Origin of the sequence: Mesorhizobium sp. M0166 (assembly GCF_040322255.1) — a bacterium.
Classification (GTDB): Bacteria; Pseudomonadota; Alphaproteobacteria; order Rhizobiales; family Rhizobiaceae; genus Mesorhizobium.
Window position 1 is genome coordinate 75,737 of the sequence record NZ_JAMYTD010000014.1, and the last position, 26,994, is coordinate 102,730.

26 protein-coding genes, 2 tRNA genes and 2 pseudogenes are annotated in these 26,994 nt (G+C 62.4%); 22 read left to right on the forward strand and 8 right to left on the reverse strand.

The window, feature by feature from the left end; genetic code table 11:
• The first annotated feature begins 28 nt into the window (after nucleotides 1-28).
• Entirely contained in the window at nucleotides 29-631 is a 603-nt protein-coding gene (locus tag NKJ46_RS17075; RefSeq protein WP_352666027.1) for a M20/M25/M40 family metallo-hydrolase, read from the forward strand.
• Here NKJ46_RS17075 and NKJ46_RS17080 read toward each other — a convergent pair.
• The 4 genes from NKJ46_RS17080 to NKJ46_RS17095 form a co-directional block, all read right to left on the reverse strand.
• Nucleotides 609-2,828 carry a xanthine dehydrogenase family protein molybdopterin-binding subunit gene (locus NKJ46_RS17080; RefSeq protein ID WP_352666028.1) on the reverse strand — a complete coding sequence of 740 codons (2,220 nt, stop codon included), beginning with the start codon at nucleotides 2,826-2,828 and terminating at the stop codon, nucleotides 609-611. The genes NKJ46_RS17075 and NKJ46_RS17080 overlap by 23 nt on opposite strands.
• A complete protein-coding gene (locus NKJ46_RS17085) occupies nucleotides 2,825-3,814 on the reverse strand; it encodes an FAD binding domain-containing protein (RefSeq protein ID WP_352666029.1) in 990 nt (329 codons plus the stop codon). Before NKJ46_RS17085 ends, NKJ46_RS17080 begins: the two co-directional genes overlap by 4 nt.
• Nucleotides 3,811-4,296 carry a (2Fe-2S)-binding protein gene (locus tag NKJ46_RS17090; protein WP_352666030.1) on the reverse strand — a complete coding sequence of 162 codons (486 nt, stop codon included), beginning with the start codon at nucleotides 4,294-4,296 and terminating at the stop codon, nucleotides 3,811-3,813. The genes NKJ46_RS17085 and NKJ46_RS17090 overlap by 4 nt, the downstream gene beginning before the upstream one ends.
• Before the next feature lie 233 nt (nucleotides 4,297-4,529).
• Nucleotides 4,530-5,420, reverse strand: coding sequence for a LysR family transcriptional regulator (locus NKJ46_RS17095; RefSeq protein WP_352666031.1), 891 nt, complete (start codon nucleotides 5,418-5,420; stop codon nucleotides 4,530-4,532).
• A gap of 104 nt (nucleotides 5,421-5,524) precedes the next feature.
• Here NKJ46_RS17095 and NKJ46_RS17100 point away from each other — a divergent pair, with 104 nt between their 5' ends.
• The 11 genes and pseudogenes from NKJ46_RS17100 to NKJ46_RS17150 all read left to right on the forward strand — a co-directional run bounded on the left by NKJ46_RS17100 (nucleotide 5,525) and on the right by NKJ46_RS17150 (nucleotide 11,694).
• On the forward strand, nucleotides 5,525-6,388 hold the full coding sequence (locus NKJ46_RS17100; protein ID WP_352666032.1) for an SDR family oxidoreductase: 864 nt from the start codon (nucleotides 5,525-5,527) through the stop codon (nucleotides 6,386-6,388).
• A gap of 36 nt (nucleotides 6,389-6,424) precedes the next feature.
• Nucleotides 6,425-6,703: pseudogene (locus NKJ46_RS17105) on the forward strand (AtaL-like protein); the annotation flags it as partial.
• Between the two features lie 220 nt (nucleotides 6,704-6,923).
• Nucleotides 6,924-7,373, forward strand: a complete 450-nt coding sequence (locus NKJ46_RS17110; protein ID WP_352666033.1) for a hypothetical protein — start codon at nucleotides 6,924-6,926, stop codon at nucleotides 7,371-7,373.
• Nucleotides 7,374-7,542: 169 nt separating this feature from the next.
• On the forward strand, nucleotides 7,543-7,803 hold the full coding sequence (locus NKJ46_RS17115; RefSeq protein WP_352666086.1) for a hypothetical protein: 261 nt from the start codon (nucleotides 7,543-7,545) through the stop codon (nucleotides 7,801-7,803).
• The gene (locus tag NKJ46_RS17120; protein WP_352666034.1) at nucleotides 7,724-7,966 is read left to right on the forward strand and encodes a DUF982 domain-containing protein; all 243 of its coding nucleotides are present in this window, start codon (nucleotides 7,724-7,726) and stop codon (nucleotides 7,964-7,966) included. Before NKJ46_RS17115 ends, NKJ46_RS17120 begins: the two co-directional genes overlap by 80 nt.
• Nucleotides 7,967-8,131: 165 nt before the next feature.
• Entirely contained in the window at nucleotides 8,132-8,377 is a 246-nt protein-coding gene (locus NKJ46_RS17125; protein WP_352468751.1) for a DUF982 domain-containing protein, read from the forward strand.
• 63 nt (nucleotides 8,378-8,440) lie between these two features.
• A pseudogene (locus NKJ46_RS17130) lies at nucleotides 8,441-8,620 on the forward strand (TetR/AcrR family transcriptional regulator); the annotation flags it as partial.
• Nucleotides 8,621-8,828: 208 nt separating this feature from the next.
• A complete protein-coding gene (locus tag NKJ46_RS17135) occupies nucleotides 8,829-9,035 on the forward strand; it encodes a type IV toxin-antitoxin system AbiEi family antitoxin domain-containing protein (protein ID WP_352666035.1) in 207 nt (68 codons plus the stop codon).
• A 480-nt stretch (nucleotides 9,036-9,515) separates the two neighbouring features.
• Nucleotides 9,516-10,871 carry a selenium-binding family protein gene (locus tag NKJ46_RS17140; RefSeq protein WP_352666036.1) on the forward strand — a complete coding sequence of 452 codons (1,356 nt, stop codon included), beginning with the start codon at nucleotides 9,516-9,518 and terminating at the stop codon, nucleotides 10,869-10,871.
• Nucleotides 10,868-11,239 carry a 2Fe-2S iron-sulfur cluster-binding protein gene (locus NKJ46_RS17145; RefSeq protein WP_292406710.1) on the forward strand — a complete coding sequence of 124 codons (372 nt, stop codon included), beginning with the start codon at nucleotides 10,868-10,870 and terminating at the stop codon, nucleotides 11,237-11,239. Before NKJ46_RS17140 ends, NKJ46_RS17145 begins: the two co-directional genes overlap by 4 nt.
• Nucleotides 11,240-11,244: 5 nt before the next feature.
• Nucleotides 11,245-11,694 carry a CoA-binding protein gene (locus NKJ46_RS17150; protein ID WP_352666082.1) on the forward strand — a complete coding sequence of 150 codons (450 nt, stop codon included), beginning with the start codon at nucleotides 11,245-11,247 and terminating at the stop codon, nucleotides 11,692-11,694.
• Between the two features lie 49 nt (nucleotides 11,695-11,743).
• On the opposite strand, the gene NKJ46_RS17155 is transcribed toward NKJ46_RS17150, so the two are convergent.
• Together NKJ46_RS17155 and NKJ46_RS17160 are read right to left on the reverse strand one after the other, a co-directional pair.
• Nucleotides 11,744-12,976, reverse strand: a complete 1,233-nt coding sequence (locus tag NKJ46_RS17155) for an NAD(P)-binding domain-containing protein (protein WP_352666037.1) — start codon at nucleotides 12,974-12,976, stop codon at nucleotides 11,744-11,746.
• A 59-nt stretch (nucleotides 12,977-13,035) separates the two neighbouring features.
• Nucleotides 13,036-13,593, reverse strand: coding sequence for an OsmC family protein (locus tag NKJ46_RS17160; RefSeq protein WP_352666038.1), 558 nt, complete (start codon nucleotides 13,591-13,593; stop codon nucleotides 13,036-13,038).
• Between the two features lie 722 nt (nucleotides 13,594-14,315).
• Here NKJ46_RS17160 and NKJ46_RS17165 point away from each other — a divergent pair.
• Nucleotides 14,316-14,597 (forward strand): hypothetical protein, encoded by a 282-nt coding sequence (locus NKJ46_RS17165; protein WP_352666039.1) that lies wholly within the window; start codon nucleotides 14,316-14,318, stop codon nucleotides 14,595-14,597.
• 283 nt (nucleotides 14,598-14,880) lie between these two features.
• Here NKJ46_RS17165 and NKJ46_RS17170 read toward each other — a convergent pair.
• A tRNA-Asn gene (locus tag NKJ46_RS17170) sits at nucleotides 14,881-14,955 on the reverse strand.
• Between the two features lie 220 nt (nucleotides 14,956-15,175).
• On the opposite strand from NKJ46_RS17170, the gene NKJ46_RS17175 reads away from it, so the two are divergent.
• Complete coding sequence (locus NKJ46_RS17175; protein WP_023676401.1) at nucleotides 15,176-15,436, forward strand: hypothetical protein; 261 nt, start codon at nucleotides 15,176-15,178, stop codon at nucleotides 15,434-15,436.
• Nucleotides 15,437-15,498: 62 nt separating this feature from the next.
• Here the strand turns inward: NKJ46_RS17175 and NKJ46_RS17180 are convergent, their stop codons facing one another.
• Nucleotides 15,499-15,699: a hypothetical protein gene (locus tag NKJ46_RS17180; RefSeq protein WP_352666040.1), complete on the reverse strand. Its 201-nt coding sequence runs from the start codon at nucleotides 15,697-15,699 to the stop codon at nucleotides 15,499-15,501.
• Nucleotides 15,700-15,914: 215 nt separating this feature from the next.
• Here NKJ46_RS17180 and NKJ46_RS17185 point away from each other — a divergent pair.
• From NKJ46_RS17185 to NKJ46_RS17220, 8 genes are all read left to right on the forward strand, one after another.
• Nucleotides 15,915-15,988: transfer RNA gene (locus tag NKJ46_RS17185), tRNA-Cys, on the forward strand.
• Between the two features lie 88 nt (nucleotides 15,989-16,076).
• Nucleotides 16,077-16,745: a protein-L-isoaspartate O-methyltransferase family protein gene (locus NKJ46_RS17190; RefSeq protein ID WP_352666041.1), complete on the forward strand. Its 669-nt coding sequence runs from the start codon at nucleotides 16,077-16,079 to the stop codon at nucleotides 16,743-16,745.
• A 186-nt stretch (nucleotides 16,746-16,931) separates the two neighbouring features.
• On the forward strand, nucleotides 16,932-18,323 hold the full coding sequence (locus tag NKJ46_RS17195) for a TolC family outer membrane protein (RefSeq protein ID WP_352666042.1): 1,392 nt from the start codon (nucleotides 16,932-16,934) through the stop codon (nucleotides 18,321-18,323).
• A gap of 198 nt (nucleotides 18,324-18,521) precedes the next feature.
• Entirely contained in the window at nucleotides 18,522-19,391 is an 870-nt protein-coding gene (locus tag NKJ46_RS17200) for a DUF2497 domain-containing protein (protein ID WP_352666043.1), read from the forward strand.
• A 338-nt stretch (nucleotides 19,392-19,729) separates the two neighbouring features.
• Nucleotides 19,730-22,513 (forward strand): valine--tRNA ligase, encoded by a 2,784-nt coding sequence (locus NKJ46_RS17205; RefSeq protein WP_352666044.1) that lies wholly within the window; start codon nucleotides 19,730-19,732, stop codon nucleotides 22,511-22,513.
• Nucleotides 22,514-22,938: 425 nt separating this feature from the next.
• Nucleotides 22,939-24,159, forward strand: coding sequence for an OmpP1/FadL family transporter (locus tag NKJ46_RS17210; RefSeq protein ID WP_292663820.1), 1,221 nt, complete (start codon nucleotides 22,939-22,941; stop codon nucleotides 24,157-24,159).
• Nucleotides 24,160-24,438: 279 nt separating this feature from the next.
• The gene (gene ilvD, locus NKJ46_RS17215) at nucleotides 24,439-26,163 is read left to right on the forward strand and encodes a dihydroxy-acid dehydratase (RefSeq protein ID WP_352666045.1); all 1,725 of its coding nucleotides are present in this window, start codon (nucleotides 24,439-24,441) and stop codon (nucleotides 26,161-26,163) included.
• Entirely contained in the window at nucleotides 26,150-26,986 is an 837-nt protein-coding gene (locus NKJ46_RS17220) for a tetratricopeptide repeat protein (RefSeq protein WP_292663816.1), read from the forward strand. Before ilvD ends, NKJ46_RS17220 begins: the two co-directional genes overlap by 14 nt.
• Nucleotides 26,987-26,994: the final 8 nt, after the last annotated feature.

Below are 26,994 nucleotides of genomic sequence, written 5' to 3' on the forward strand. Positions count from 1 at the left end.
CTTCGAGGGTCTTGGCGCGCATGCCGCGATGCCGCAGCTCGGCGACGACCCGATCCTGGCTGCCGGCGCCTTCGTGCAAGCCGTCCAGCGCATCGTCAGCCGCACGGTCGACCCGCAAAGCGCGCTTGTCGTCAGCCTCACGCAGATCCATGGCGGCAATGTCGGCAACATCGTACCGGGCAAGGTCTGGCTGCAGGGCACCTGCCGCTTTTTCGAGCCCGGACTTTCCGACCATTGCGAGAGGCTGATCGGGGAGATCGCACAAGGCATTGCCGCCGCGCATTCGCTCAAGGCAAGCCTCGACTACCGGAAGGGCTATCCGCCGCTGATCAACACGGCGGACGCAACGGCCCATGCCGTCGAGGCCGCCGCCTCCGCCGTCGGCCGGGAGAATGTCTTGACCGAGTTCAGCCCCAGTCTCGGCTGCGAGGATTTCGCTTTCATGATCCGCGAGGCCAGCGGCTGCTATGCGTGGATCGGTGCTGGCGAGGTCGGCTCGGGCGAAGGCCTGCACGGCGACCGCTACGTTTTCAACGACGAGATTGTGCCGACGGTGATGCGCTACTACGTCAACCTCGTCGAGCAGACGATTCCGCTGGCCGGTCCTTCTACAGCAGTTTTTCCGGCGTGATCGGCAACTCCCGGATTCGTTTCCCTGTAGCATCGAAGACGGCGTTGGCAACCGCAGCGGCAACGCCGGTGGCGCCGAGCTCGCCGATGCCTTTGCCGCCGATCGGGCTGGCATGCTCGTCCACCTCGTCGACGAAGTGGATTATGACATCGCCGGGAATGTCGGCGTTGACCGGAATGGCGACCCCGGAAAGGTTCTTCGACAGGAACCGCCCAAGCACTGGTTCGTGCCTGCTCTGCTCCATTGCCGCCATGCCCCAGCCCCAGATGATGCCGCCCGTCATCTGGCTGTGTGCGGTGCGGGGATTGACGATGCGGCCGGCGCTGTAGCTGCCCACGGCGCGACGAAGCCTGAGCAGGCCGAGCCCCGGATCGACGCCGACCTCCACGAAAATCGCGCCGAAAGTGCGCATGGCGAGGCCTTTGCCATGCTGCGCCGGATCGAACGAGCCGGAGCCGATGATCTCGCCGATGTCGGTATGGCTCATCACGTCGGCGATGGTCTGGCCGCCGGCAGCGCCTTTGCGGCGAATCTTGCCGTCCTGCATCTCGACGTCGGGCAGCAGATTGGCAAGACGGGCAAGCTGCGAACGCGCATCTTCGGCAGCGGCGAGCACCGCCGAGCCCACTCCCATGGTCGATGATGAGCCATAGGTCGGCCCCGCCTCCGGCAGCTGTGTATCGCCCATTTCCAACTCGATCTTCTCCATCGGCAGGCCCAGCACGTCGGCCGCGATCTGCGGAAAGATGGTGAGTGTTCCGGTTCCGATGTCCTGGGTGCCGGTGCGGATGAGCACCGTGCCATCTCTGTGCAGCCTGACCTCGGCTGCAGGCGTCGGGTGGCGGAAACAGCCCATGCTGCAGGTCGCCATGCCGTAGCCGATCAGCCAATCGCCGTCGCGTTGTGGCTGGCGCGGGCGCTCGCGCCAGCCGAACAGGCGGGCGCCTTCCTCATAAGCCTCGCGCAGCTTCTTCGACGACCAGGGCTGGCCGGTGGCCGGATCCGTGTCCGCATGGTTGATCAGACGCAGGTCGAGCGGATCGATGCCGAGGCGGTGGGCGAGCTCGTCCATCGCGCTTTCGAGGGCCCAGGTACCCGGACCCTCGACCGGCGCGCGCAGCGCCGTCGGCATGGCGACGTTCGCGCGCTCGACGCGCTGGCTGAGACGCATGGCCGGCGTGGCGTATAGACCCTTCGAGGCTTCGGTGGCGAACTCGACGAAATCGTCGCTCACGGTGGTCAGGTTGACCACGTCCTGTTGCACGGCGGTCAGCTTGCCCGACTTGTCCGCCGCCAGCACGATCTTCTGTGCCATGCGCGGCTGGTAGCCGAGGCAGGAATAGGCGTTGGCACGGCTGAGTGCCAGCCTGACCGGGCGCTGCATGATGCGCGCCGCGGCGGCGGCCAGCACCTGATGCGGCCAGATCCAACCCTTGCCGCCGAAGCCACCGCCGGTATGGCGGGAAATCACGCGGACCTTCTCGGCCGGGACATTCAAACGGGCGGCAAGCACCTGGCGGACACCATAGACGTGCTGCGTGGCATCGTGCAGCGTCAGCTCTCCGTCGTTCCACTCGGCGAGCGTCGCCGAGGGCTCCATGGCGTTGTGGTGGCGCGACGGCTGCAGGTAGACGGCTTCGACCGTGGCGGCCGCGTTGCTAAGCCCGCGGCCGACGTCGCCCTTCGTAAACGTCGGCTCCAGGAACAGGAAGCCGCTCTCCCTCGGCACGACCGCAGCCTTGTCGATTGCCGTCCACTCCGGCGGTGCCGGCAATTCTGGTTCGGCGAACTCGTAGCGCAATGCGACGCGGCGGGCGCCGGCTTCCGCCGCCTCCAGCGTCTCGCCCAGCACAATGGCAAGCGGCTGGCCTTCGTGACGTATCTCGTTGCCCTGCATGGGCATGAAGCTCTGCGCCGCCGGCGGGCCTTCGGCCTGCTGCATCTGCGTATCGGGCTCGGCCCTCGGCGATGCGAACCGGCCGAATTTGGGCATGTCCTCATGCGTGAGCACACGCACGACGCCTTCCTCCGCGAGCGCATCGTCGACGACGATCGACGTCACGCGGCCGGCGGGAACGGGCGCGGTCACCAGCACTGCGTGAAGCAGATCGGGGGCATAATAGTCGGCCGCATAGCGGGCGCGGCCGGTAACCTTGACGCCGCCGTCGGGGCGGGCAACAGGCTGGCTGATCATCATGACGGCATCCTCGCTGCTCTTTCGATCGCCCGCAAAGCGGCGGTCTTGGCCAGTTCGATCTTGTAGGCGTTCTGCGACAAGGGACGCGCTTCGGCGAAGGATTGCTCGATGGCGGTGCTCAACGCCTCGCGATCGCCGAGTTCGGCACCGGCGAGCTGCTCCTCGGCGGCGCTCAGCCGCCACGGCCGTAGCGCGACGGATCCCAGCGCCAGGGCAGCCCGACGGATGGTTTGACCGTCCATCTCCAGCACCGCGGCGGCGGAGACGATGGCATATTCGTAGGATTCGCGCTCGCGCACCTTGAGGTAGGCCGATCGCGGCGCCGCCGCCGGCAGCTCGATTGCCGTGATCAGTTCGCCTTGCTGCAACACATTATCCGCCTCGGGCCGCGTGTCGGGAAGCAGGTGGAATTCGGCTGCCGGAATGCGCCGGCCGCCGCTGCGGTGCGCGGTGACGATGTCCGCATCAAGTGCTGCCAGCGCCACCGCCGGGTCGGATGGCTGGGTGGCGACGCAATCCTTGGTCCAGCCGAATATTGCGTGATTGTCGTTGATGCCATGCAATGCCGAGCAACCGGAGCCGAGCTGACGCTTGTTGCACGGCAGCTGCTCTTCGGCACGGAAATAGGCACAGCGCGTCTTCTGCAGCAGATTGCCGCCTATCGTTGCGAGATTTCTCAGTTGCGGCGACGCGGCGTTGAGGATCGCCTGGCTCAACACCGGATAGTCGCGCATGACCAGCGCATGCTGCGCTACATCGTTGAGATGCGTCAGGGCGCCGATCGTCAAGCCGCCGCCGGGCAGTGCCTCGATCTGATCCAGCCCGTCGAGGCGGGAGATATCGATGATCCGCGTCGGCCCCGCAATTCCAAGGCGCAGCCAGTTGAGCAATTCGGTGCCGCCGGCGAGAAAGGCGCTGTCCGGCGCGGCACCTGCCGCGATCGTTTCGCCCAGGCTATCGGCACGCGCATAGACGAATGGGGTCATTGGCTCGCCCTCCCGGCCGCTGCGCGCACCGCCTCGACGATTTGCGGATAGGCCGAGCAGCGGCACAGATTGCCGCTCATCCACTCGCGGATCTCGGCATCGGAGCCGGTATGTCCCTCCTCGATCAACGCCGCCGCCGACATCACCTGGCCGGGCGTGCAGAATCCGCACTGGAAACCATCATGATCGATGAACGCCTGCTGCACGGGATGAAGCGCGCCGCCGTCTGCCAGGCCTTCGATCGTCGTGACCTCGCGTCCCTCCACGGACACGGCGAGTATCATGCAGGCATTCACACGCCGTCCGTCGAGATGCACGGTGCAGGCGCCGCACTCGCCGAAATTGCATCCTTTTTTCGTTCCGCTCAGATGAAGCCGCTCGCGCAGCAGGTCGAGCAGCGTGACGCGGGGATCGAGATCGGAAAGGCTGTGGTCCTCTCCGTTCACCCGCAACCGCAATAGGTGCCGATCATGGAAGTTCATGTGTGGGTACCTCGAAGCACATGCCGTACTCGCCGCAAGGACTCGTCCAGCAAGCAGCCGCCCACCTGTCGAGGCGAAATAGGGCGGTCGATTTTAGGGAAAAGGCGCTGTCGTGCGCAGAAAGCAAAAAACGCGCGTTTATGATTTGCGGTGGAAGGGCTTGCACGACCAATGACCGCTCGATCCCCCAACCCTGGAGTAAGGCCTCAGCTGGGTTAACCAGCTTCCCGGCGTCATTTGCCGATATAGGCGGCCAGCTCGTCAGGCGTTCCCATCGGAAAGGCCTGCTTCAGATGGTCGATAAATGCGGAGACGCGGGCGCTCAGCAGCCGCCGAGAGGGATAGAGTGTCCACAGGGCGATGTCGGGTCGATCGAGATCCCCCCAATGTACCAGCGTTCCGTCCGCCAGATCATGGCTCACCAGCGACACCGGCAGGCGTGCCGCGCCGACGCCCGCCCGCACCGCATCCCGAACCATGATGAGTGACGACAGCACAAGGACGGGCTCGATCGCGATTGTTGACCGGCCAGCGGGCGTCTTCACCGCCCAAGCCTTTCGATCGGCTGTCGAACGCATGACGGCCGGGGTCGCCAGACCCTCCGCCGGCCGGGCGAGGTGAGGACTTGCCACGACCACCAGTCGATCACGCAGAAAGGCTCGCCCAACGAGGCTCTCATCCGGATCCGGGTTGACCCGGATCACCAGATCAAATCCCTCTTCGATCATGTCGACGGCGCGGTCTTCCGTCGTGACCTCGAGCCTTACCTCCGGGTATTTCAGGGCGAAGCCGGCAGCGATCTTCCCCATCGCGGTCTGTGAGAACAGCACTGGGGCGCTGATCCGCAACCTGCCTCGCGGCCTTTCGCCGCCTGAGGCGATTGCCGCCGCGGTCTCTTCGAGCTCGGACAGCAACCGGCCGGCGCGCTCGAAAAGCGCACGTCCTTCTTCCGTCAGCTTCAACGCGCGCGCGCCGCGCTCAAACAGCCGTAAGCCGAGACTCGCCTCCAGCTCCGCCACGCGTCGGGACAAGGTGGCCTTCGGGCGCCCGGCAGCACGCGCGGCTTTGCCGAAGCCCCCATGGCGGGCGACCAGATTGAAATCAGCAAGGGCAAGTAGATCCATGTGTTCCACCAATGAGACGGTGTGTCCAGATATAACGCCTACCGGCACAAATGTGGATCACTAATTTTCTGGGATGCCATCCGGCTCAACTCAGGAGTAACCCCATGACCATTCTCGTTACCGGCGCGACCGGCAATGTCGGCCGCAACGTAGTCGAACAGCTCGTGAAGCGTGGCGCCAATGTGCGCGCTTTGGTTCGCGATCCATCCAAAGCCGACTTCCCCGCTGGCGTAGATGTCGTGCAGGGCGACCTGCTCGACGTCGATTCCCTGCGCAAGGCGTTCTCCGGCGTCTCCACCCTTTTCCTGCTGAACGCGGTGGTGGCCGACGAATACACCCAGGCTCTCGTAACGCTTGCCGTTGCCCGCGAGGCCGGCATCGAGCGGATCGTCTACCTGTCGGTGATCCACAGCGACCTCTACGTCAACGTGCCGCATTTTGCGGGCAAGTTCGGCGTCGAGCGGATGATCGAGCAGATGGGGCTCAACGCCACCATCCTGCGGCCCGCCTACTTCATGAACAACGACATCACGATCAAGGACGTGGTGACCGGCTACGGCATCTATCCGATGCCGATCGGAGCCAAGGGTGTCGCCATGATCGACGCGCGGGACATCGGCGAGATCGCTGCGATCGAACTCATCCGCCGCGAGCAGGCCGCCGCGCCGCTGCCGTTCGACCGCATCAACCTGGTCGGCCCCGACACGCTGACCGGCGCGGATGTCGCGGCCATCTGGACAGACGTCCTGGGACGCAAGATCGCGTATCCGGGCGACGACACCGCCGGGTTCGAGCAGAACCTGCGACAGTTCATGCCGAGCTGGATGGCGCTCGACATGCGCCTGATGGCGGAGCGCTTCCTCACGGACGGCATGGTCCCCGATGCCGGCGATGTCGATCGGCTGACCGCGCTGCTGGGCCGGCCGTTGCGCTCCTATCGCGACTATGCGGCCGCAATTGCCGGCTGAGTCCCCATCACCGACCTTCTGTCCAGGAGACACATCATGATCTACTCGAGCGCTCCCGTTCCGGTGAATCCCGGCGGCGAGACCAGGCTGACCCGTGCGCAGATATGGCAAGGCCTCGAACTCAAGGCGCGCGACGCCAGACTGTTCCTGCCCGCAGGCCTCTGCACCCGTTGCGACGTCGTGGAGGAGAGCGCGACCCACTTCGTGCGCGAAGCTACGCTCGCCGGTGCTGATCTGCGCGAGATCGTCACGCTCGAGCCGGAAAGCAAGGTCACCTTCTTCCAGGCGACCGGTCCGCGCGAAGGGGCGGAGATCGCCTTCGCAAAGCCAGTCCGTCAAACAATCAGCCCGATACCCTCTCCAGCACCCTCGAAACCTGCTTCGCTGTCCATCGGCCGCGCCCCGTGACGCTGAATAGCGGCGAACCCAAAGGCTCCCCAACGCAACGTACCCCGACTACGCGCGTTCTAGTGAATGGGAGGGCGCCATAGCCGATCTGACGGGGGTGGCCTGATGATAAATCGGAGCAACAGGGATGGCAAAGTTTAAAGAAGCCCTTGAGCGCGGGAAGGAAGCTCGCCGTCAGCAGGAGAAGCCCGTCGGCGGCGCGGAGATGGGGAAGCGAGATGCCCCCATGGCGGACTTCAGCGAGCAAGCAAAGGCCTGGCTAAACGACGTCGTGATTGCATCGCTGGAGGCGGCCAAGGCTGACGTGGCAGGCGAGGTGGCTGTCGACATAGACACCGCGCCACGCCGGCAGGTCAAAGCTTTAACCCCGTCGATTCGTTTCCAGATCTACAGGAAGCGAGAATTGGAGAAGGCGCCTAGAAGAACCTTTACGGTCAACGTTAAGGTGAGCGGGGCGGTGTCCGTATCTTCGCCGGGGATGGTGACCAAAGATGTGGGAAACATAGGGGATAGGTCCGACCTACGGGTCCGCACCTTAATAGCCGACCTGATCGAGGACGCTGCCAAGGGTACATAGCAAGGCTGTGCCCACCAGCGCCGTAAGGGAAACGGAGGGGGGTACGTACGGGGGGCCTCGCGCGAGCCAGTTATCCGATCACCCGGTTTTGTACCAAACATTCCCCGCCCTCTAAGGAACAAATCCGCTTGCGAGGGGGTTCGGCCCTATTAAGCATGTAGGCCTGAACGTGGTCGAAATCGATAAAGCCAGACAGGAAGTTGTTGCCGAAGTTGTGCGGCGGTGGATCACTTCAGAGGTAATCCGCAATTACCTTCGCGCCATGCTAAATCTGCCTGTAGAACAGGAGCTGCCGGCTGAGCAAAAGCATTTGCTGCAGGAACTTGATCGGGCCGACAAAGAGTGGCTGCATGGCGCTCCATTGGTTCTCCCCGCCGGTCCCTGTAAGGACCGAGGGTCGCGGTTCGACGCGCAAGGTCAGCAACGCTGAAGCAGCCGCTGAGGAACTCCTGAAGTGGACCAACCATGGCCTTCAGTGGGACCTCGCGGTGCGCGTTTGCATCGCCGTGATTTCCGACCAGATGGCACCCGAGGAGGCCCGCAAGGCATTCCTGGCTGCCGCTAAGGAGCAGGGGACGTTAGTCCCTCCATAAGGTGGAGGCCCGCCGCTCGTGAGAAAGGCGACGGACCCAGCACGCGGCTGCATCCACGAAGAATCGACCGCTGCGATTTCTAAACTACTGAGCGCCTGCGTTGTTCCATTATTGCGGGCTACAACTGGGTTGGTCGGCAGGCTCGTCCCGCTCTAGATTCCCCTCATGGCAACCCATTGGTTCGTCCCTCCTGTGTTCGTAAGGACTGCGTCCGGTGATAGGCATGGCTGCAACAATGCGAGGGCAGCCCTTGAGCAGCTAAAGACGTGGACCCGGAGAGGACCTTGCTGGCACAAGGCGGTGACCCTCTGCCTGTCGGCTGTGGAGGGCGATCCGATTGACCCTCACGTGATACGAAAGGCATTTGAGGCTGCCGCTAAGGAGGCCAAGATGTATCTCTCCCCTGAGTAGTAGGTGTCATGGCTACCCATTGGTTCTCCCCTCCGGTCAACGTCAAGACCGTAAGCATCCGGTAGGGCGTTCCCGGAGCTGGATGCGGCAGACAGGCGCCGCGCGGCGATCGGAAGCTTTGCGGCGATGGTGGGGGCAGTGATCCTCGCCCGGGCGATTGACGACCCAGCGTTTTCCGATGAGGTGCTGGAACAGACACGTTCCTGGGTTGATGCCGGGATCAACCAAGTGTCAGCTAGTTAGCCCCGGCAGACCTGTTGTGCTGATTTATGAGACGGGACTTGTTCCCGACGATGTCGCTCGTTCCCCGGCCAGCATTGCAGTCTGGGCGCGCCGCGGCTGGTTCTAGCGCGCCTTAGCGTACAAAAGGCGGTGGCTCCCCGGGACCGACGAAGCAGCGAAATACGAGTTCGCCATAGCGCTCCACCGACACGCGCAACAGCCGCATCAAGTGCGAAAACGTGATCGTGACGGCGCAGAAGCACTACGCCTTGCAGGTGGGCGGCCGCCATCGCTCCGGGATCGCGCCGTTGCTCTGGCGCGAGAGCGCGGCGAGGTGCGGACCCGCGATCTCACCGACATCGGTATCCCACGGTGCTATCTCTCCCGGATGCGCGAGGAAGGGCTGCTCGTGAAGGTCGGCTATGGCCGGTGTTGAGCCACTGCGTTGAAGGCGGCCTGACCTTCAGGCCGGGCCGAATGCGCCATAGGATCGCGCCGCTTCGATGACCTCCCAATCCGGCCTTCGCGGAGGCGTCGATTGGGCGCGGGTTACGGCCGCCCTCGTGCCGTCCTTCAGAAGGCCGCTTGACCCGTCGGGTCTTGGGCCAGAAGCAGTCATCCGTCGTCAGTCATGAAGTGGCCGCTATGCCGAAAGCGGACTGGCGGCTCATACGAAGCCGGGAGCCTTCACTTGGGCTTGGTCCAGGCACCGATTTCCGATCGCCCCACCAATGTTCCGCCGGGATAAGCAGCTCGCGTTGGACAGTCCCGTGGACGCTCTGTCGCCCAGTTGTACGTCACAGTGCGCGCGCTTGACCAGCCACCCCGGCCATAGCGCTAATGCCAAGCATGCACTAACATCCAGCTTGACCCCAGTTGGGGCTGGCCAGTGATCTGTTCAAATTGGGAAGTACCCATGACCAATCATTGCTGTGGACCGGGCTATGCTTCTCCAGCAGAGGCGATGAGGGCACCTCGCGAAAAGCTGCTCTATACGATTGCCATCTACACTGGCACGGGCATTCAGAAGCCGGACTATTTGTGTACCATTGATGTCGACCCGGAGAGTTCGACCTACAGCCAAGTGATTTCACGTTTGCAAATGCCGGGTATTGGCGATGAGCTTCATCACATGGGCTGGAATGCCTGTTCGTCCTGCCATGGCGATGCGAGCATGGAACGCAAGTATCTGATTGTGCCGGGTGTGCGCTCGACCAATCTGCATATTGTCGATTGCGCAACCGATCCCCGCAATCCGACACTGTTCAAGGTCATAGACGGCGCTGAAATCAAAACCAGGACCAACTTGTCGGCGCCGCACACAGTGCATTGCCTCGGCTCGGATATCATCATTTCCATGCTTGGCGACGCTCAAGGCAACGCCCCAGGCGGCTATTTGCAACTCAACAAGGAGTTCGAGATTGTCGGCCGTTGGGAAAACTCCATGGGCAGCATCAAGTTTGGTTATGATTTCTGGTACCAGCCGCGACATAACGTAATGGTCAGCTCGGAGTGGGCCGCGCCCAATACCTTCATGCCTGGTTTTGACCTGGAGGAGGTTGGCCATCTGAAATATGGCCGAGAGATCCATTTCTGGGATTTTGAGAAGAAGGAGCCAAAGCAAACATTCTATCTCGGTGAGGATGGCTTGCTCCCACTCGAAGTGCGATTCCATCACAATCCCGACAGCAGTCACGGCTTTGTTGGCGCGGCCCTTTCTGCAAACATCATCCATTGGTGGAAGGATGCGGCGGGTGACTGGCAATGGGAAAAAATTGTCGATGTTGGCAATGAGCCGCATCCCGAATGGCCGATCCCGATACCGGGCGTGATCTCCGTCATTCTGCTCAGTATGGACGATAGACACCTCTATCTTTGCAACTGGTTGCATGGCGACATCCGCCAATATGACATCTCGGACCCGCATAACGCCAAGCTCACCGGACAAGTGTGGATGGGCGGACTTCTCGGCCGTGCGCCTGAGGTCAACGGCGTGAAAGTGACTGGTGGGCCTCAGATGATACAGCTCAGCCTCGACGGCAAGCGCCTTTATGTGACGACCTCGCTCTTCTCGACCTGGGACAATCAGTTCTATCCGGAAATCCGCACCAATGGCGGATGCATGCTGATGGTCAATTGCGATACGGAAAACGGCGGCATGGAAATTGATCCGCGATTTGTCGTCGATTTTGGCAAGGAAGCAAATGGACCAAGCCGCTGCCACGAAACCCGTTATCCCGGCGGTGATTGCACGAGTGACATCTGGGTATGACCAGCTTCACCATCACCCTCGCCAACCAAGGCGGTGCGGCCTTTGACGTCGATCACCGCAAGCCCCTCTTGCAAAGCCTGCGCGAGCAGGGCGTGGACCTGCCCTACGGGTGCAAGTATGGCGGCTGCATAACCTGCGCGGCCAAGATAATCAGCGGCAAAGTCAGTCAAAAGGCCCAGCGGGCGCTGAACAACCGCCAGATCAACAATGGCTATATAATCCTCTGCGTTGCCCGCCCTATGAGCGACTGCACGCTGGAGGTCGGCGTTGAAAGCCACGACAAGCTCTATCGCAACCCCTTCCTAGATCCCTTGGCCGCACATGAATTGAAAGCCGATATTGCGACCCCGTTGGAAGCAAAGAAATGACCCATATGAATCATGATGAGCCCTATTCGGAGGCTTATCTGCAAGACATTCTAAAGTCGGTCAAAACCATTGCGATGGTGGGGGCCAGCCCCGACAAGACCAAGTTTTCCTATGGTGTTCTCAGGGTTCTGCACGAAACCGGCTATGACATGATCCCGGTCAATCCCACTCCCGGTCTGGATGAAATTCGAGGGCTCAAGGTGTACGCGTCACTGGCGGCCATCGACCGGCCTGTGGATATGGTTGAGGTTTTTCGCCGCTCCGAAGATCTGTTGGAAGTTGCACAGGAAGCCATCGCAATTGGTGCCAAGGTTCTGTGGAGTCAGATTGGGGTGCGCGATGACACTGCCGCCCTGTTGGCGGAGGAAGCGGGCTTGAAAGTGGTGATGAACCGCTGTCCCAAGATTGAGTTGTTCCGCCCCTTCTGGAAGCCGAAGTTGCACTTGGGAATATGATTGCAGGTCACGGAATTCGGCGTTGTCGCGGTAGCTGACCTCCTTGGCCTTAGACGTTGATTGATTTTTGCCTGAGGTAAGATGCCAGATGGTCGCTGAGATCACGCGCGTCGTCGCCGGCGCCGTCGATCAGCGCAGACTTGCGGCGGCGCAGAAATTGCATCCCCATCAGGTACATGCCCGGATGTTCCGCAACGCCGCCGTCGTGACGGACGTGGCCTTTGCGGTCGAGGACCGGCAACTCCAGCCAGGAGTAGTCTGGCCGGTAGCCGGTGGCCCAGATGATCGTCCTGATCGCGCCTCCGGTAAGGTCGAGGCCGAGCGGCGGGTTGTCCTCGACACGGGTCGGCGGCAGGCGATCCGGCGGCCCGACCGTAGCGTCAAGGCCGTTGGCGCGCGCCCATTCGTCGATGAGGTCGAGCAGCCGGGCCATCTTGAGATCGGAAAGCGCGCACATGTTGCGCAACGACCCCGCAAACTGGGCCTTGCCGTCTTCGGTGATGCCAGCGAGACGGCCAACGAGTCTGACGCCGAGGTCGACCAGCGCATTGAGGTCGAGGGTGGTGCGGTCGGGGGTGCCGGCAAGCTGCAGCGAAGGAACCCGTCGTGCCCGTCTGATGTCGTCTACCTCGTCGTAGCGCTCGTCGAGCACGCCGGCGGCGTCCATCCACCACTCCAGGTCCTTGCCGCGATAGACGCGCGGCGCTCGGATGTGCTCGCCCACCGACAGGGTCACTTGACGCCCCGAACGCTGCAGCTCCTGTGCGATCTGGGTGCCGCTCGACGAGGCGCCCACCACCATCACGCCGCCGTCGGCGACCTGAGCCGGATTGCGGTAGGACTGTGCCGTCAGCATGGCGACCGACGGCGGCACGCGGACGGCCAAATCGGGCAGGCGTGCGATGTTGCACGCGCCCGACGCCAGCACGACAGTTCGGCAGCGCCACTCGCCGCGGTCCGTGCGCACGAGATATCCCGTACCGTCGCTGCGAACCGAGGTAACGGTCCTGTGTGTTCTGACTGGAGCCGCGATCGCCTTGGCATAGTTCCCGAGGAAGTCGATCACTTCAGGCATCGTCCGGTAGCCGTCGGGGTCGTCGCCATCGTAGCAGAAGCCCGGCAGCCGGCTCTGCCAGTTCGGGGTGAGCAGCCGCAGCGAATCCCATCGCTCGGTGCGCCAGGTATGGGCGATCTCGCCGCGCTCCAGCAGCACATGGTCGATAGAGCGCTCCGCGAGGCAGCGGCTCATCGCGAGCCCCGCGTGCCCTGCGCCGACGATCACTGTGGTGACGGAACTAATCGCGCCCTCTCATCAGGAGAGTCTACGGCTCGAAGCGCCTTTCAATTCACCACGACCGTGACGTTCGTCGGATTGGTTACAATGTCATAGACAGCCGACCGCTTCTGTGACTGCGCGACGAGAGCCTCGATGTCCTCGCGCTTGGCGTCGGCGTCAATGTTGTACTTCACCGTGATGCCGCTGAAGCCGTTGCGGACGTCGCTGTCGATGCCGAGTATACCCGCAATATCCATGTCGCCTTCGATGGTTGCCCTCACCGACTTCAACTGAATGTTCCGGTTCTGGGCAACAGCGGCGATGCCGGCGGTCAGGCAGCTCGCCAGCCCGACCAGCACGTATTCGACAGGCGTGGCGCCCTGATCCAGGGAAGCAAAGACCTCCGGATGGTCGGCATCGAATGCGAAGGTGGTCTTGCGATGCTGGTCCTGGCCGAGACCGTAGAAACTCTCGACCGTCGAGTGGCTGTGGGTGCCATCCTTCCATTCGCAGGCCGCGCGCCACTTGAACTGCGCGGCCTCCGGGGCATTGGTAAGCGCTTCGCGTGCGCCGAGCAGCGCCTCGACGTTAACGCCATTGTTTGCCTGTACTTCGGAAGCCATAGTTATCCTCCCTACTTTGCACTGGCTTAAAAACCCGACCGATCCCACCGACCTCCTGATCAGATTTCACCAGGGGGTGGCATGCTATGGGTAGCGAAGCGTTTCTTCAAGTTGTTTCCGTAGAGATATAGTCGCTCTCGTGTACCGAGTTGTGCCTTTCCAGGCTAAGGGTGCCCTGCGTGTCTGTCGGGGTTGGTTCCGCAGCCCAGGTGCCGGCCATAAGCATCGTGATGCAGTTCTTGAGGGTCGCCGGCAAGCTAGCGGACTGCATTTCCGCAGGGTGATCTTCCTGGCGTTGCGAACTGCTGGTTCGCCGCCGTTAACGGGCATTCAGAAGCTGCGAAATCAATTTCGGGTGCTGGGGCGACGACGACCTCCAGCGCGGTCAACTGCAATGTCTGCTTCCGGGCGGAGGCAAAGTTCGCCTCTATAACCGAATGCTGGCGCAAGGCGGACCTGCCCGATGTTTCATGCGCGAACGCCTGAGATGCGAGCGCCGCCATTAACCATCGATTAACTATCCGGTCGCCTTTAATTCAATTTTGCAGCATACTGATTTGGGTAGCGAGGTTGCTCAAGGAGACTGGAACAAGAGGGTAATTCTCCTGTTCGCGCACTCGTCCCTTCACTCGTGCGCGACTGTCGAAATTGTAAAAGGAAACGACGGAACACCGTCGTCTCATGGGGAGGCGCCAGCATCATGTTTGATGAGGAGCGCCTGAATGAAGATCGAAGACGCAGTTACGGCCGTCACGTCAGAAGCGAGCACGCTCATGTCTTGCCTCGGCCAGCCCGTTGTCGCCTACCATGTCACGGAAATCATGAGAGAGGCAGACCTGGCCCACGCCCGCGAGATGCAGCTCGCGCTGATGCGACGAAGCATCGAGGCTCTTGTCGATGATGGCCTGGAAGGCGTCGCCGCCGAACATTTCGCATCCCAGTTCGACGGCCGCGTCGGCCTGACTTGGAGACTCCTACACGCATCCGACGGCGTGGCGCATTGATCACGACCAGAGCGGTTTTGGTCAAGCTCTGGCAAGATCAGCTTCGAGGCGCGAAGCCGATGATCGGCGAAGCCGCCGATCGTCGGTATTTCCGCATGTCTGCCGCCGATCTTGAGATTGCGGCTTGCGAGGAATAGGCATGGGCGGGCGAGGCCGATATTCTACGCTTGGATTCGTCGGTCCTCGACGCTCTGCCACTCTGGAAGCAGGACTAGCGCGATCAAAGCGTAGGGAAAAATCGCACGCCGCCGTGCCATATTGCGCCTTAGCATACAATGAGCGCTGGCTCCCCGGGCCGGATTCGAACCAGCGACCAACCGGTTAACAGCCGGTTGCTCTACCACTGAGCTACCGGGGAACAGAGGCTCTTGCGTGAGTGGGGCAGCCTATAGCAAACCCGTTTCGGCTTTGCAAAGAAGCATTTCGCATTTTTTCGGTGCTTTTTGGCGCGGGGCTTTCTGGCAATGGCCGGCGAGCGCCCTCATATGAGGTGTCTCTCGCCTGTCACGGAACAGAAAAGGCCGTTGCGGCTTTCTCCGGCTGACGGTGCTACTGATGCAAACGGATCGACATTTCAAATGACGGCAATGAGCGACGAACAGCCACCGGCCCGGAAAATCTCGGTCTTCGGCCGCCAGTTCACCATGCCGCGCTCGCGCGGCCTCAGGATTGCGATCGGCGTCGTGCTGATCATCGGCGGCATTCTCGGCTTCCTGCCGATCCTGGGTTTCTGGATGGTACCGATCGGATTGCTGGTGCTCTCCTACGAATTCGCATTGGTGCGCCGTCACCGGCGCCGCTTCGTCGTCTGGTGGGAGCGACGGCGCCGGCCCGATTGAGGTTGCCTGCTGACAGGCCGGAAACAGGCAATTGTTTGAGAGCGGCGTGCTCCGCCTATGCACTACCGAGGTTGGTCGAAGCAGCTTTCCAGGCGTTCGCAAAGTTCCTTGAGAACGGCGGTAGCCGATGCCAGCCGCGCCCGGTCGCGCGGCGGCAGGCTGTTTGCGCCTTCTATGCCGAGGCGGTCGATGGCATAGCGCACAAGCCCTGCAGACTGCGACAATCCGCGCGGTGTGCCGTCTTTCGTAGTTGCTTGAGCCATGGCGGAACCTCCTTTCTGCCCAACGTGATCGCCGGTATCGGGTTCCTCTCGCCGAGAATCATGCTTAACGATAAGCTAATATGTTATTGCTAGCATGGCATGGCGTTGATAAGCAGTGCCTCGATGTCGGAAGAACCGTTGGGAATGCATGGTGGCCGCTTGACGGCATTTTCGCCGCAACCTATTGGAGCCGGGTGGAACGCCGGGAGCAATGAGGCCTCGTGGCGGAGTGGTTACGCAGAGGACTGCAAATCCTTGCACCCCGGTTCGATTCCGGGCGAGGCCTCCAATGCCCGAGCTCCCGCGCGTCAGCGCCAGGGGCTTCAGTTCGGGTCGAAACAGCCGCGCCCTTCGCGCGGCAAGCGGATGGTTGGAACATGAGCGCTGATTTTGCCGAACGCCGGGTGAAGATGGTCGACGGCCAGGTCCGCACCACCGACGTGACCAGCGCGCCGTTGCTCGAGGCGATGCTTGTTGTGCCGCGCGAGGCCTTTGTCGGCGCCGGCCAGCGCGATCTTGCCTATATCGATGAGGACATCCGCATTGCCGATACGGCCGATGGTCCGCGCTATCTGATGGAGCCGTCGCCATTGGCCAAGCTGATGCAGCTGGCCGATGTCGGCCCAAGCGATTCGGCACTCGATGTCGGCTGCGGCACCGGCTATGCGGCGGCGATCCTGTCGCGGCTGGCAAGGTCCGTGGTCGCGCTGGAAAGCGATGCGGCGCTGGCCGAGACCGCCACGTCGACGCTTGCGGCGCTGGGTTGTGGCAATGTCACCGTGGTCCACGGGCCGCTGCCGCAAGGCCATGCCGCCAAGGCGCCTTACGACGTCATCCTGATCGGCGGCAGCGTCGGCGAGGTGCCGGCGGCGCTGTTCGACCAGCTTGCCGAAGGCGGCCGACTCGTCGCCGTTGAAGGGCAGGGCAATTCGGGCGTAGCCCGGCTTTTTTTTAAGACTGGAGGGGTTGTAACGGGAAGACGCGCATTTAATGCGGCAATTAAGCCACTACCGGGATTTGAACGCATTCCCGCCTTCGAATTCTGAGTGATTTTGCCTTGCAGCGAAGGCGTTGTCATGATCGCTTGCGTTTGAACAATCGTTGCTGATCTGCATAACCGGGCGTTTCTGGGGGCTTTCAGCGGGGGAACGATAAAAAACGCGGCGCCGGCTGATCAGAAGGAGAAGCCAGCGTGGCGCAGTTCCCGTGCAAAACGAATGAGGGAATATAACGTGCCGTCTGTACGCAAGTTGCTTTTTACCGCTGTCCTCGTTTCGGCGACCGCGCTGTCTCCAATGGCCGCCTCGGCCGAAACTATTCTCGGGGCACTTTCAAAGGCCTATCAGAACAATTCCTCGCTCAATTCTTCGCGCGCCGGCGCGCGCGTCACCGACGAGGGCGTGGCAATCGCCAAGTCCGGCTGGCGCCCGACCATCACTGGTTCCGGAAGTATTGATTATACCGCCAGCCACAGCAACCGGTTGCACCGAAACATCTCGATAACCACCGGCAACTTCGGCGTCGAGATCGACCAGACGCTGTTTGACGGTTTTCAGACCAGGAACAATGTGGCGGCCGCCGAATCGCGGGTCCGCGCTTCGTTCGAAAGCCTGCGCAACGCCGAAGAGAACACTCTTTTCAATGCGGCAAGTGCCTATATGGACGTTATCCGCGACCGGCAGGTCGCCGTGCTGACCGAACAGAACCTGCAATTCCTGACCGAGCAGGCGCGTGCGGCGCGTTCGCGCTTTGAGGTCGGCGAAGGTACCCGCACCGACGTCGCGCAAGCCGACGCCCAGCGTGCCTCCGCGGTGGCGCAGTTGAGCGCCGCCCGCGCGACGGCGCTGGCAAGCGCTGCGACCTATCGCCAGATCGTCGGCGACGAGCCGGGCAGGCTCAGGCCGGCTTCGCCGGTGTCGAAGCTGTTGCCGTCGAGCCTCGATGCGGCGATCGCGATCGCATCGGCCGAGCATCCGGCCATCCTCGCTACCGCGCATCTGGTCGACGCGGCGGCGTTTTCGGTGAAGTCTGCCGAAGGCGCGTTGCTGCCGCAACTATCGGCGTCGGCCGGTGTTTCGAGCGCCATTCGCGGCACCGCGCCCGGCTCGCTCTCCTCGACACAGGATGGCGTAACCAATTCGGCGAACATCGGCGCGACATTGACGATACCGATCTATTCCGGCGGCCGGACCTCGGCATTGGTTCGCCAATCAAAGGAATCACTCAGCCAGGCCCGTATCGAGGTCGATGTCAGCCGCGACACCGTGCGCCAAGCGGTGACCTCGGCATGGTCGCAATACACCGCCGCGCAGCAAAGCGTCACGGCCAACCGGCAGGTGGTCGCCGCCGCGCAGCTTGCCTTGAACGGCGTCATCGAAGAGCGCAATGTCGGCCAGCGCACCACGCTCGACGTGCTCAACGCGCAGGCGACCCTCATCACCGCCAAGATCAATCTTGTCAGCGCCGAACGCGACGTGGTGGTAGCAAGCTATGCCATCCTCTCGGCGGTTGGCCATTTGTCGGCAGAGCGCCTTGCGCTCAACGTGACGAAGTACAGGCCGGAAGAGCATTACGACGCCGTCAAGGACAAGTGGATCGGCCTGCGCACGCCGGACGGCCGCTGATCGCCAGGCCGTGTTTTCAGCCCGCGCTCGAACGACGCGCGGGCTTCAACTCCCGACCCTAATCTGTTGAAATCCGAGATGTCGCCAGATTGGGGATTCTCGTAAGCCGTTCCGTCGGTTACGCTGTCGCCATGATTCGAATCCGGCATTGCCGGACAGGATATCTGAGAACGAGTCACAAGGGCGGCGGATGTGACGATGGCGACGGCAAGCAGCGTACAGCGCGAACCTTCCATGGAAGAAATACTGGCTTCCATCAGAAGGATCATCGAGGACAGCGATACAGGCCGCAAGCAGCCGGGCGACGCGGACGAGCTGCGCCAGGATCTGCAACCGGCGCCGGCAGCCGGACGGGCAGCGGAGGGGGATGCGTTCCGTTCCGAACTGCGCGGCGGACTGGAGATCGCCAAGCCGGCCATGCGGGCCGAGGTGCAGCCAACGGTCGCGCCGGTCATCGAGCGCCTGGAAACGCCGCTCCGCCCCGGCCCGGTAAAAGCAACGGTGACGCTGGCTGAGGTGAACACCGCTCCCGAACCGCCCGCAAAGCCGGATCGGCCTGCGACGGCCAAGGCTGCCGAGACAACCGACACCATCATCGCCGATTGGCGGCGCGAGATCGCCGCGGTCGGCGACGCGATGGCCAAGCCGGAGCGCGCCGAGCCATCCCATACGCCGGACGCCGAGCCGAAGGCCGAGGTTTTCGAGGACGAGGCGACCGCTGGACCTGCGCCGGAGCCTTCGGAGATTGGGCTGGAGCCTTCGGAAAGCAGCCCGGGACCTTCGAGAATCGGCCCGGAACCTTCGAAGATCGGATTGGCGCGTCCGGCGGCCAGCGAGGCGCCGCCCGCACGTCCGGCGATCCTTTCGGAGCATACGGGCCGGCAGGTTGCCGCCGCCTTCGGCGAGCTTTCCGACGCGTTTGCCAGCCGCAGCAAGAAGACGTTCGACGAGATGGCAGAGGAGATGCTGCGGCCCATGCTGCAGGACTGGCTGGACAACAACCTGCCGACGCTGGTCGAGCGGCTGGTGCGCGAAGAAATCGAGCGCGTCGCGCGCGGCGCGCAGTAGCATTTCGGAGAGCCGCCGATGGGCGGCGCTCGACCGGCGAATTGTCGAGGTCGGCGCTGCCCCTCATCGGCCTGCCGACAGGCGCCATCGGCGAAGCATCCAATTTCCCCCGCAAGGGGGGAGATTGGATGTCGCTTCGGCTTTCGCCAACCACCAAGACCGGAAGGCACGGCAAGGGGCAGCGCAAACCTGAAGCGATTGCTTTGTAACATTCAGTTCCGCGAGTTGCACCGAACCATCCCGGCGCTATCTATCGGCCATGCCCTTGCGGTTGACTTGGCAACAACCTTCCGATTTACACCGGACCACAAATTCCGGACAGCGCGGACCGTTTTCCCATGCTCGAAAAGACCTACGACGCCAAAGCCGTCGAGCCGAAGATTGCCAGGATATGGGAAGAGGCCGACGCGTTTCGGGCCGGTGCCGGGGCCGAGGAGGGGGCTGAAGCCTTCACCATCGTCATCCCGCCGCCGAACGTCACCGGCTCGCTGCATATGGGCCACGCGCTCAACAACACGCTGCAGGACATTCTGGTGCGCTTCGAGCGCATGCGCGGCAAGAATGTCTTGTGGCAGCCGGGCATGGATCATGCCGGCATCGCCACGCAGATGGTGGTCGAGCGCCAGCTGATGGAAAAGCAGATCCACCGCCGCGACCTGACGCGCGATGAGTTCATCGACAAGGTCTGGGAGTGGAAGGACGAGTCCGGCGGCGCGATCCTCAACCAGCTGAAGCGGCTCGGGGCCTCGGCCGACTGGAGCCGGGAGCGCTTCACCATGGACGAGGGCCTCTCCAAGGCCGTACTCGAAGTGTTCGTGACGCTCTACAAGGAAGGGCTGATCTACAAGGACAAGCGCCTTGTGAACTGGGACCCGAAGCTGTTGACCGCCATCTCGGATCTCGAGGTCGAGCAGCAGGAGGTCAACGGCAATCTCTGGCACTTCCGCTATCCGGTCGAAGGCACGACATTCGATCCGGAAAATCCGAAGACCTTCATCACCGTTGCGACGACCCGCCCGGAGACGATGCTGGGCGATACGGCTGTTGCCGTCCACCCCGACGACGAGCGTTTCCGGCATCTTGTCGGCAAGAACCTTATCCTGCCGATCGTCGGCCGCAGGATCCCGGTGGTGGCGGACGAGTATTCCGATCCCGAAAAAGGCAGCGGTGCGGTCAAGATCACGCCGGCGCATGACTTCAACGATTTCGAGGTCGGCAAGCGCCACCGGCTGCCGGCGGTCAACATTCTCACCATAAATGCGGCGGTGAGCCTCAAGGACAATGAGGACTTTCTGGCCGGACTGGAAGTGACGCCGGAGCGCCAGGCCGTCTGGGACAGCCTCGACGGCCTCGACCGTTTCGATGCGCGCAAGAAGATCGTCGAGCTGATGGAGGCGGGCGGCTTTCTCGAGAAGGTCGAGCCGCATCGCCACACGGTGCCGCATGGCGACCGCGGCGGCGTGCCGATCGAGCCGTTCCTGACCGACCAATGGTATGTCAATGCGGCGGAACTAGCCAAGCCGGCGATCGCCTCGGTGCGCGAGAGCCGTACCAATTTCGTGCCCAAAAACTGGGAAAAGACCTATTTCGACTGGATGGAGAACATCCAGCCCTGGTGCATTTCGCGCCAGCTGTGGTGGGGCCACCAGATCCCTGCCTGGTATGGGCCGGACGGGCATGTCTTTGTCGAAAAGACCGAGGAAGAGGCGCTCGGTGCCGCCGTCGAATATTATCTGGCGCTGGAAGGGCCGTGGAAGGCCTGGGTCGAGGACAAGCTCGAGAATTTCCAGCCTGGCGAGATCCTGACCCGCGACGAGGACGTGCTCGATACATGGTTCTCGTCGGCGCTGTGGCCGTTCTCGACGCTCGGCTGGCCGGACCAGACGCCGGAGCTGAAGACCTATTACCCGACCGACGTGCTGGTCACCGGTTTCGACATCATCTTCTTCTGGGTTGCCCGCATGATGATGATGGGCCTGCATTTCATGGATCAGGAGCCGTTTCATACCGTCTATGTCCATGCGCTGGTTCGCGACAAGAACGGGCAGAAGATGTCGAAGTCGAAAGGCAACGTCATCGATCCGCTCGAGCTCATCGACGAATACGGCGCCGATGCGCTGCGCTTCACCTTGACGGTGATGGCAGCGCAAGGGCGCGACGTGAAGCTCGATCCGGCCCGCATTGCCGGCTATCGCAATTTCGGCACCAAGCTGTGGAACGCGACGCGCTTCGCCGAGATGAACGAAGTGGCGCGCGACGACGATTTCTGGCTGCAGGACGCCAAGCTGGCGGTCAACCGCTGGATCCTGACCGAGCTGACGCGAGCCGCGCGCGACATAACGGACGGCATCACCTCGTACCGATTCAACGAGGCGGCGGGTGCCGCCTACCGGTTCGTCTGGAACCAGTTCTGCGACTGGTACCTGGAACTGCTGAAGCCGGTGTTCATGGGCACCGACGAGGCCGCCAAGGCCGAGAGCAAGGCATGCGTCGCCTTCGTGCTGGACGAGATCTACAAGCTGCTGCATCCGATGATGCCGTTCATGACCGAGGAACTGTGGGCCGAAACCGCCGGCGAGGGCAGGCAACGGCCATCGCTGCTTTGTCATGCGGCATGGCCGTCGCCCGATTTCGAGGACGAGGCGGCCGCCGCCGATATCAACTGGCTGGTCGATCTCGTCTCCGGCATCCGCTCGGTGCGCTCGGAAATGAACGTGCCGCCGGCGGCGATCGCACCGCTCGTGGTGATCGGCGCCAACGACGCGACACGCGAAAGGCTTGAGCGTCAGGGCTCGGCTATCAAGCGTCTGGCGCGGGTCGGCGACATCTCGCTCGCCGAAGCGCCACCCAGGGGCTCCGCGCAGATTGTCGTCAACGAGGCGACCATCTGCCTGCCGCTCGGCAGCCTGATCGACCTTGCCGCCGAGGCAGCGCGCCTGCAGAAGGAGCTTGCCAAGGTGACCGAGGAAATAGCGCGGCTCTACAAGAAGCTGTCCAACGAGAAATTCGTCGCCAACGCGCCGGAAGAGGTGGTGGAGGCCGAGCGTGAAAAACTCGCCGAATATCGCGAGGCGCAAGCGAAGCTTTCGGTGGCATTGGCGCGGGTGCGCGACGCTGGCTGATCGAACAGATTGGGCCGGCTGATCGAACAAATTGGGCCGGTTGATCGAACAGATTGGTCCGGCGGGCCGCAACAGATTCGCCGGTCACGAATCTGCTTTCCAGACAGGCCGCCTGCCACGAAAACAGGCATTCCGCAGCGTAAATCTTGAGGCAAACTGAATGTTTTTGCCCCATTGTTGCCGTAATGTAACAATGGCTGGCTGGGCACGCAAAATGCCCTGTTCTGTAGTGTTTTAGGCGGTATTCCCGAGTTTTCTCGTCAATTTGTATTGAGGCGGCCATTTTCCCGCCTCGGGAAAAAGACCGCAACCTTGTCGGAAATGCGTTCGGCCAAGGTGTACATGTACGCACGGCGAATTCGTTGTTGCGCCGTTAACCTGAATTGGTTCTAGCTTGATGCAAGGATATTTCGGGGAGGAGATTCATGTGTTATTCGCGTCTGAAAGTGCTGCTGGGCGCGGGGGCTTTTTCGCTGGCTTTGGCTGGGACGGTGCAAGCCGGGGGCTTTGACCGCGGCGGCGTCAACATCGACCAGCTGTTCGACGCGGCGCCATATTCGTTCGATGCGGGCGTCACCTATGTTTCGCCACAGCGCAAACTCAAGAATGTGCAGCGCCTCGATGGCTCGGGATTGTCGACGTCGGCGGTGGATGTTGGTGGCGACTATGCGGTGCCGCATGTCGGCATCAAAGCCAACATCTTTGAGCCCGTAGACTGTCTTGCCACCTATACGAGACCGTATGGTGCGGACGCAAATTTCGGCATGAACAACGCCTATTCGCCGACAGCGGTCAAATACGCCGTCGACACAGACGATTTCGGTCTTACCTGTTCCTACAAGGTGAACGTCGGCAAGGGCGCCATACGATTCATCGGCGGTGTCTCCTACCAGCAGGTAGACGCGTTTCTGTCCCGCCAGACACTGCTCGCCTTCGGCAATACCGGCCTCGGCGTCTTCAAGCTATCCGACGAGGCATGGGGTTGGCGTGCGGGCGCAGCCTATGAGATCCCCGAGATCGCGCTGCGCGCCAGCCTGATGTACTCTTCGAGCTACAAATATGACGGGCTGTCGGGAACCGTCGACACGACCGGCTTCAGGGGCGCCTTTCCGGCGGACCTGGTTCCCGGCTCTACCGGGGTGTACCCGGTCTCGGCGTCGGCCGAGATACCTCAAGCTCTGGAATTCAAGCTGCAGAGCGGTATAGCCCCTGGCTGGCTGGCCTTTGGTTCCATCCGCTGGCAGGAGTGGAGCAAGCTTGGCGTCATTGCCATCAATGGCGTGCGCAGTCCGGTAACCGGTGCTCCCTCGCCCGTTTCATTCGACCTGCTTTATCGCGACGGCTGGACGGTCACGGGCGGTATCGGTCACAAGTTCACCGATCAATTGTCGGGCGTGGTTTCGCTGACCTGGGATCGCGGCACCTCGACGACCTCCGGCTATCAGTCGGATACCTGGGCCGTGGCCAGCGGCGTCTCCTATTCGCCGAACGATCAGGTCGAGGTCAGGCTCGGCGGCTCGATCGGTGTGCTGACGAGCGGGTCATCGACTTTCAGCGGTGTCGGCGACGTGGCAAATGCCGTCACCTATACCTACGGCAACGACCTGCTTCTCGCCGGTTCGGCTTCCGTCAAGATCAAGTTCTAACTATTAATTTTTAAACGACAAAACGGCCGGGCACTGCCCGGCCGTTTGTTGGGTGCGTGGCGTCCGGCATTCGGCCGGCGCAACAATTGTCCCCATGATGTTCGCTCCTGTAATTGTGACGTTTTGGCAACAGTTTCTGAACAACCCTCGCGCCACCCGGCCGCCCGGGAACATTGCCCATTTCCCGCCATAAACCCGGCGCACCTCAAACTTGTCTCGGGACACGCGCCAAAAGGCTAGGCGAAGAGGCAGGCCGCACCGCCCGCGGTAAGGACGAGTATGGACGCCAGAGGGATCTCCAAGGCCAAGCTGCCGAGCCGCCACGTGACCGTTGGTCCCGAGCGGGCGCCGCATCGCTCTTACCTTTATGCTATGGGGCTGTCGGCGGCCGAGATCGCGCAGCCTCTGGTCGGTGTCGCCAGCTGCTGGAACGAGGCCGCACCCTGCAACATCTCGCTGATGCGCCAGGCGCAAGTGGTCAAGAAGGGCGTGGCGGCCGCCAATGGCACGCCGCGCGAATTCTGCACCATCACCGTCACCGACGGCATCGCCATGGGTCATCAGGGCATGAAGTCGTCGCTGGTGTCGCGCGAGGTCATCGCCGACTCGGTCGAGCTCACCATGCGCGGCCATTGCTACGATGCGCTGGTTGGATTGGCCGGTTGCGACAAGTCGCTGCCCGGCATGATGATGGCCATGGTGCGCCTCAACGTGCCGTCGATCTTCATCTATGGCGGCTCGATACTGCCCGGCAGCTACCGTGGCCGGCAGATCACTGTACAGGACGTGTTCGAGGCGGTCGGCCAGCATTCGGTCGGCACCATCGGCGACGCCGAGCTGCTCGAGATCGAGCAAGCCGCCTGTCCGTCGGCCGGCTCCTGCGGCGCCCAGTTCACCGCCAATACCATGGCCACCGTCGCTGAGGCGATTGGCCTGGCGCTGCCCTATTCCTGCGGCGCGCCGGCACCCTACGAGATGCGCGACCGCTTCAATTTCGCTTCCGGCGAAAAGATCATGGAGCTGATCGCAAGGAACATCCGCCCGCGCGACATCGTTACTATAAAAGCGTTGGAAAATGCCGCGACCGTGGTCTCGGCCACTGGCGGCTCGACCAACGCGGCGCTGCATCTGCCGGCGATCGCGCACGAGGCCGGGATAAAGTTCGATCTTTTCGACGTGGCCAGGATATTCGAGAAAACACCCTACATCGCCGACCTCAAGCCGGGCGGCAAATACGTCGCCAAGGACATGTTCGAGGCCGGCGGCATTCCGCTCTTGATGAAGACGCTGCTCGACCATGGCTATCTTCATGGCGATTGCCTGACGGTGACCGGCCGCACTTTGGCCGAAAATATGGAACATGTTTCCTGGAATGACAGCCAGGATGTGGTCCGTCCCGCCAACAGGCCGATTACCCAGACCGGCGGGGTCGTGGGCTTGAAGGGTAACCTTGCCCCCGAAGGCGCGATCGTGAAGGTCGCCGGCATGACGGAGCTCAAATTCTCGGGTCCGGCGCGCTGCTTCGATTCGGAAGAGGAATGTTTCGAAGCGGTTACGCATCGCAACTATAGCGAAGGCGAGGTTCTCGTCATCCGTTACGAGGGTCCGCGCGGCGGCCCGGGCATGCGCGAAATGCTGTCGACGACGGCGGCTCTCTACGGCCAGGGCATGGGCGGCAAGGTGGCGCTCATCACCGACGGGCGTTTTTCGGGCGCAACGCGCGGTTTCTGCATCGGCCATGTCGGGCCGGAAGCGGCAGTGGGCGGCCCGATCGGGCTGCTTAGGGATGGCGACTTGATCTCGATCGATGCGGTGAACGGCACGATTGAGGTTGCATTGTCCAAAGCCGAACTGGCGGCGAGGGCAAAGGCATGGAAGGCGCGCACGACCGACTATCAGTCGGGCGCGATCTGGAAATACGCACAGACGGTCGGATCTGCCCGCGACGGCGCGGTCACCCATCCCGGCGGTGCCAAAGAAACACACTGCTATGCGGACATCTGAGTTGTTGAGGTCGTCTGTCCTTTCGGCACTGGTTGCGCTCGCCACGTTTGGCGCGACCTTGGGCGCCGTCGGCCAGGCCATGGCCTTCGACGACAAGGTGTTCGACGACAAGACCGGTGTGAAGCCGCAGTCGAGCCCGTGGGCGGTGTTCCAGTTCGGCTTTTCCGCCTACAAGAACGGCCATAAGGAGCAGGCCGCGGAAGCCTATAAATATGCCGCCGAGAACGGCCAGATCGGCGCCACCTGGAAGCTTGCGCGCATGTATGCCGAAGGGGACGGCGTGGCGCGAGACGACTACGCGGCATTCAAGTTCTTCAGCGAGATCGTCGACCAGGATGTCGAGCCCGGTTCGCCCGAGGAAAGCTATGTTTCGGACGCGCTGGTGGCGCTTGGCGACTATCTGAGGAAAGGCATTCCCGGCAGCCCCATCGAGGAGAACGAGGTGGCGGCCCAGGAATATTACATGCGTGCCGCCGCCAACTACCGCAATCCGAACGCCCAGTTCGAGATGGGCCAGATGTTCCTCAAGGGTGAGGGCGGCGTCAAGGCCAGCGTCAAGCAGGCCGGACGCTGGTTCCAACTGGCGGCCGAAAAGGGCCATGCGGGCGCGCAGGCGACGCTCGGCAATCTGCTCTTCCAAAGCGGCAAGATCGTGCGGGGGCTGGCGATGATGACCGCGGCGCTCGAACGGGCCTCACCTGCGGACCAGCCATGGATCCGCGGCATGCAGGAAGAAGCGTTTGCGGCCGCCGGCGAAGCCGACCGCCGCACCGCGATCTCGCTGGCCGACGACATCCTCACCAAGGGTGGCGGCGACCAATAGGCCGGCAG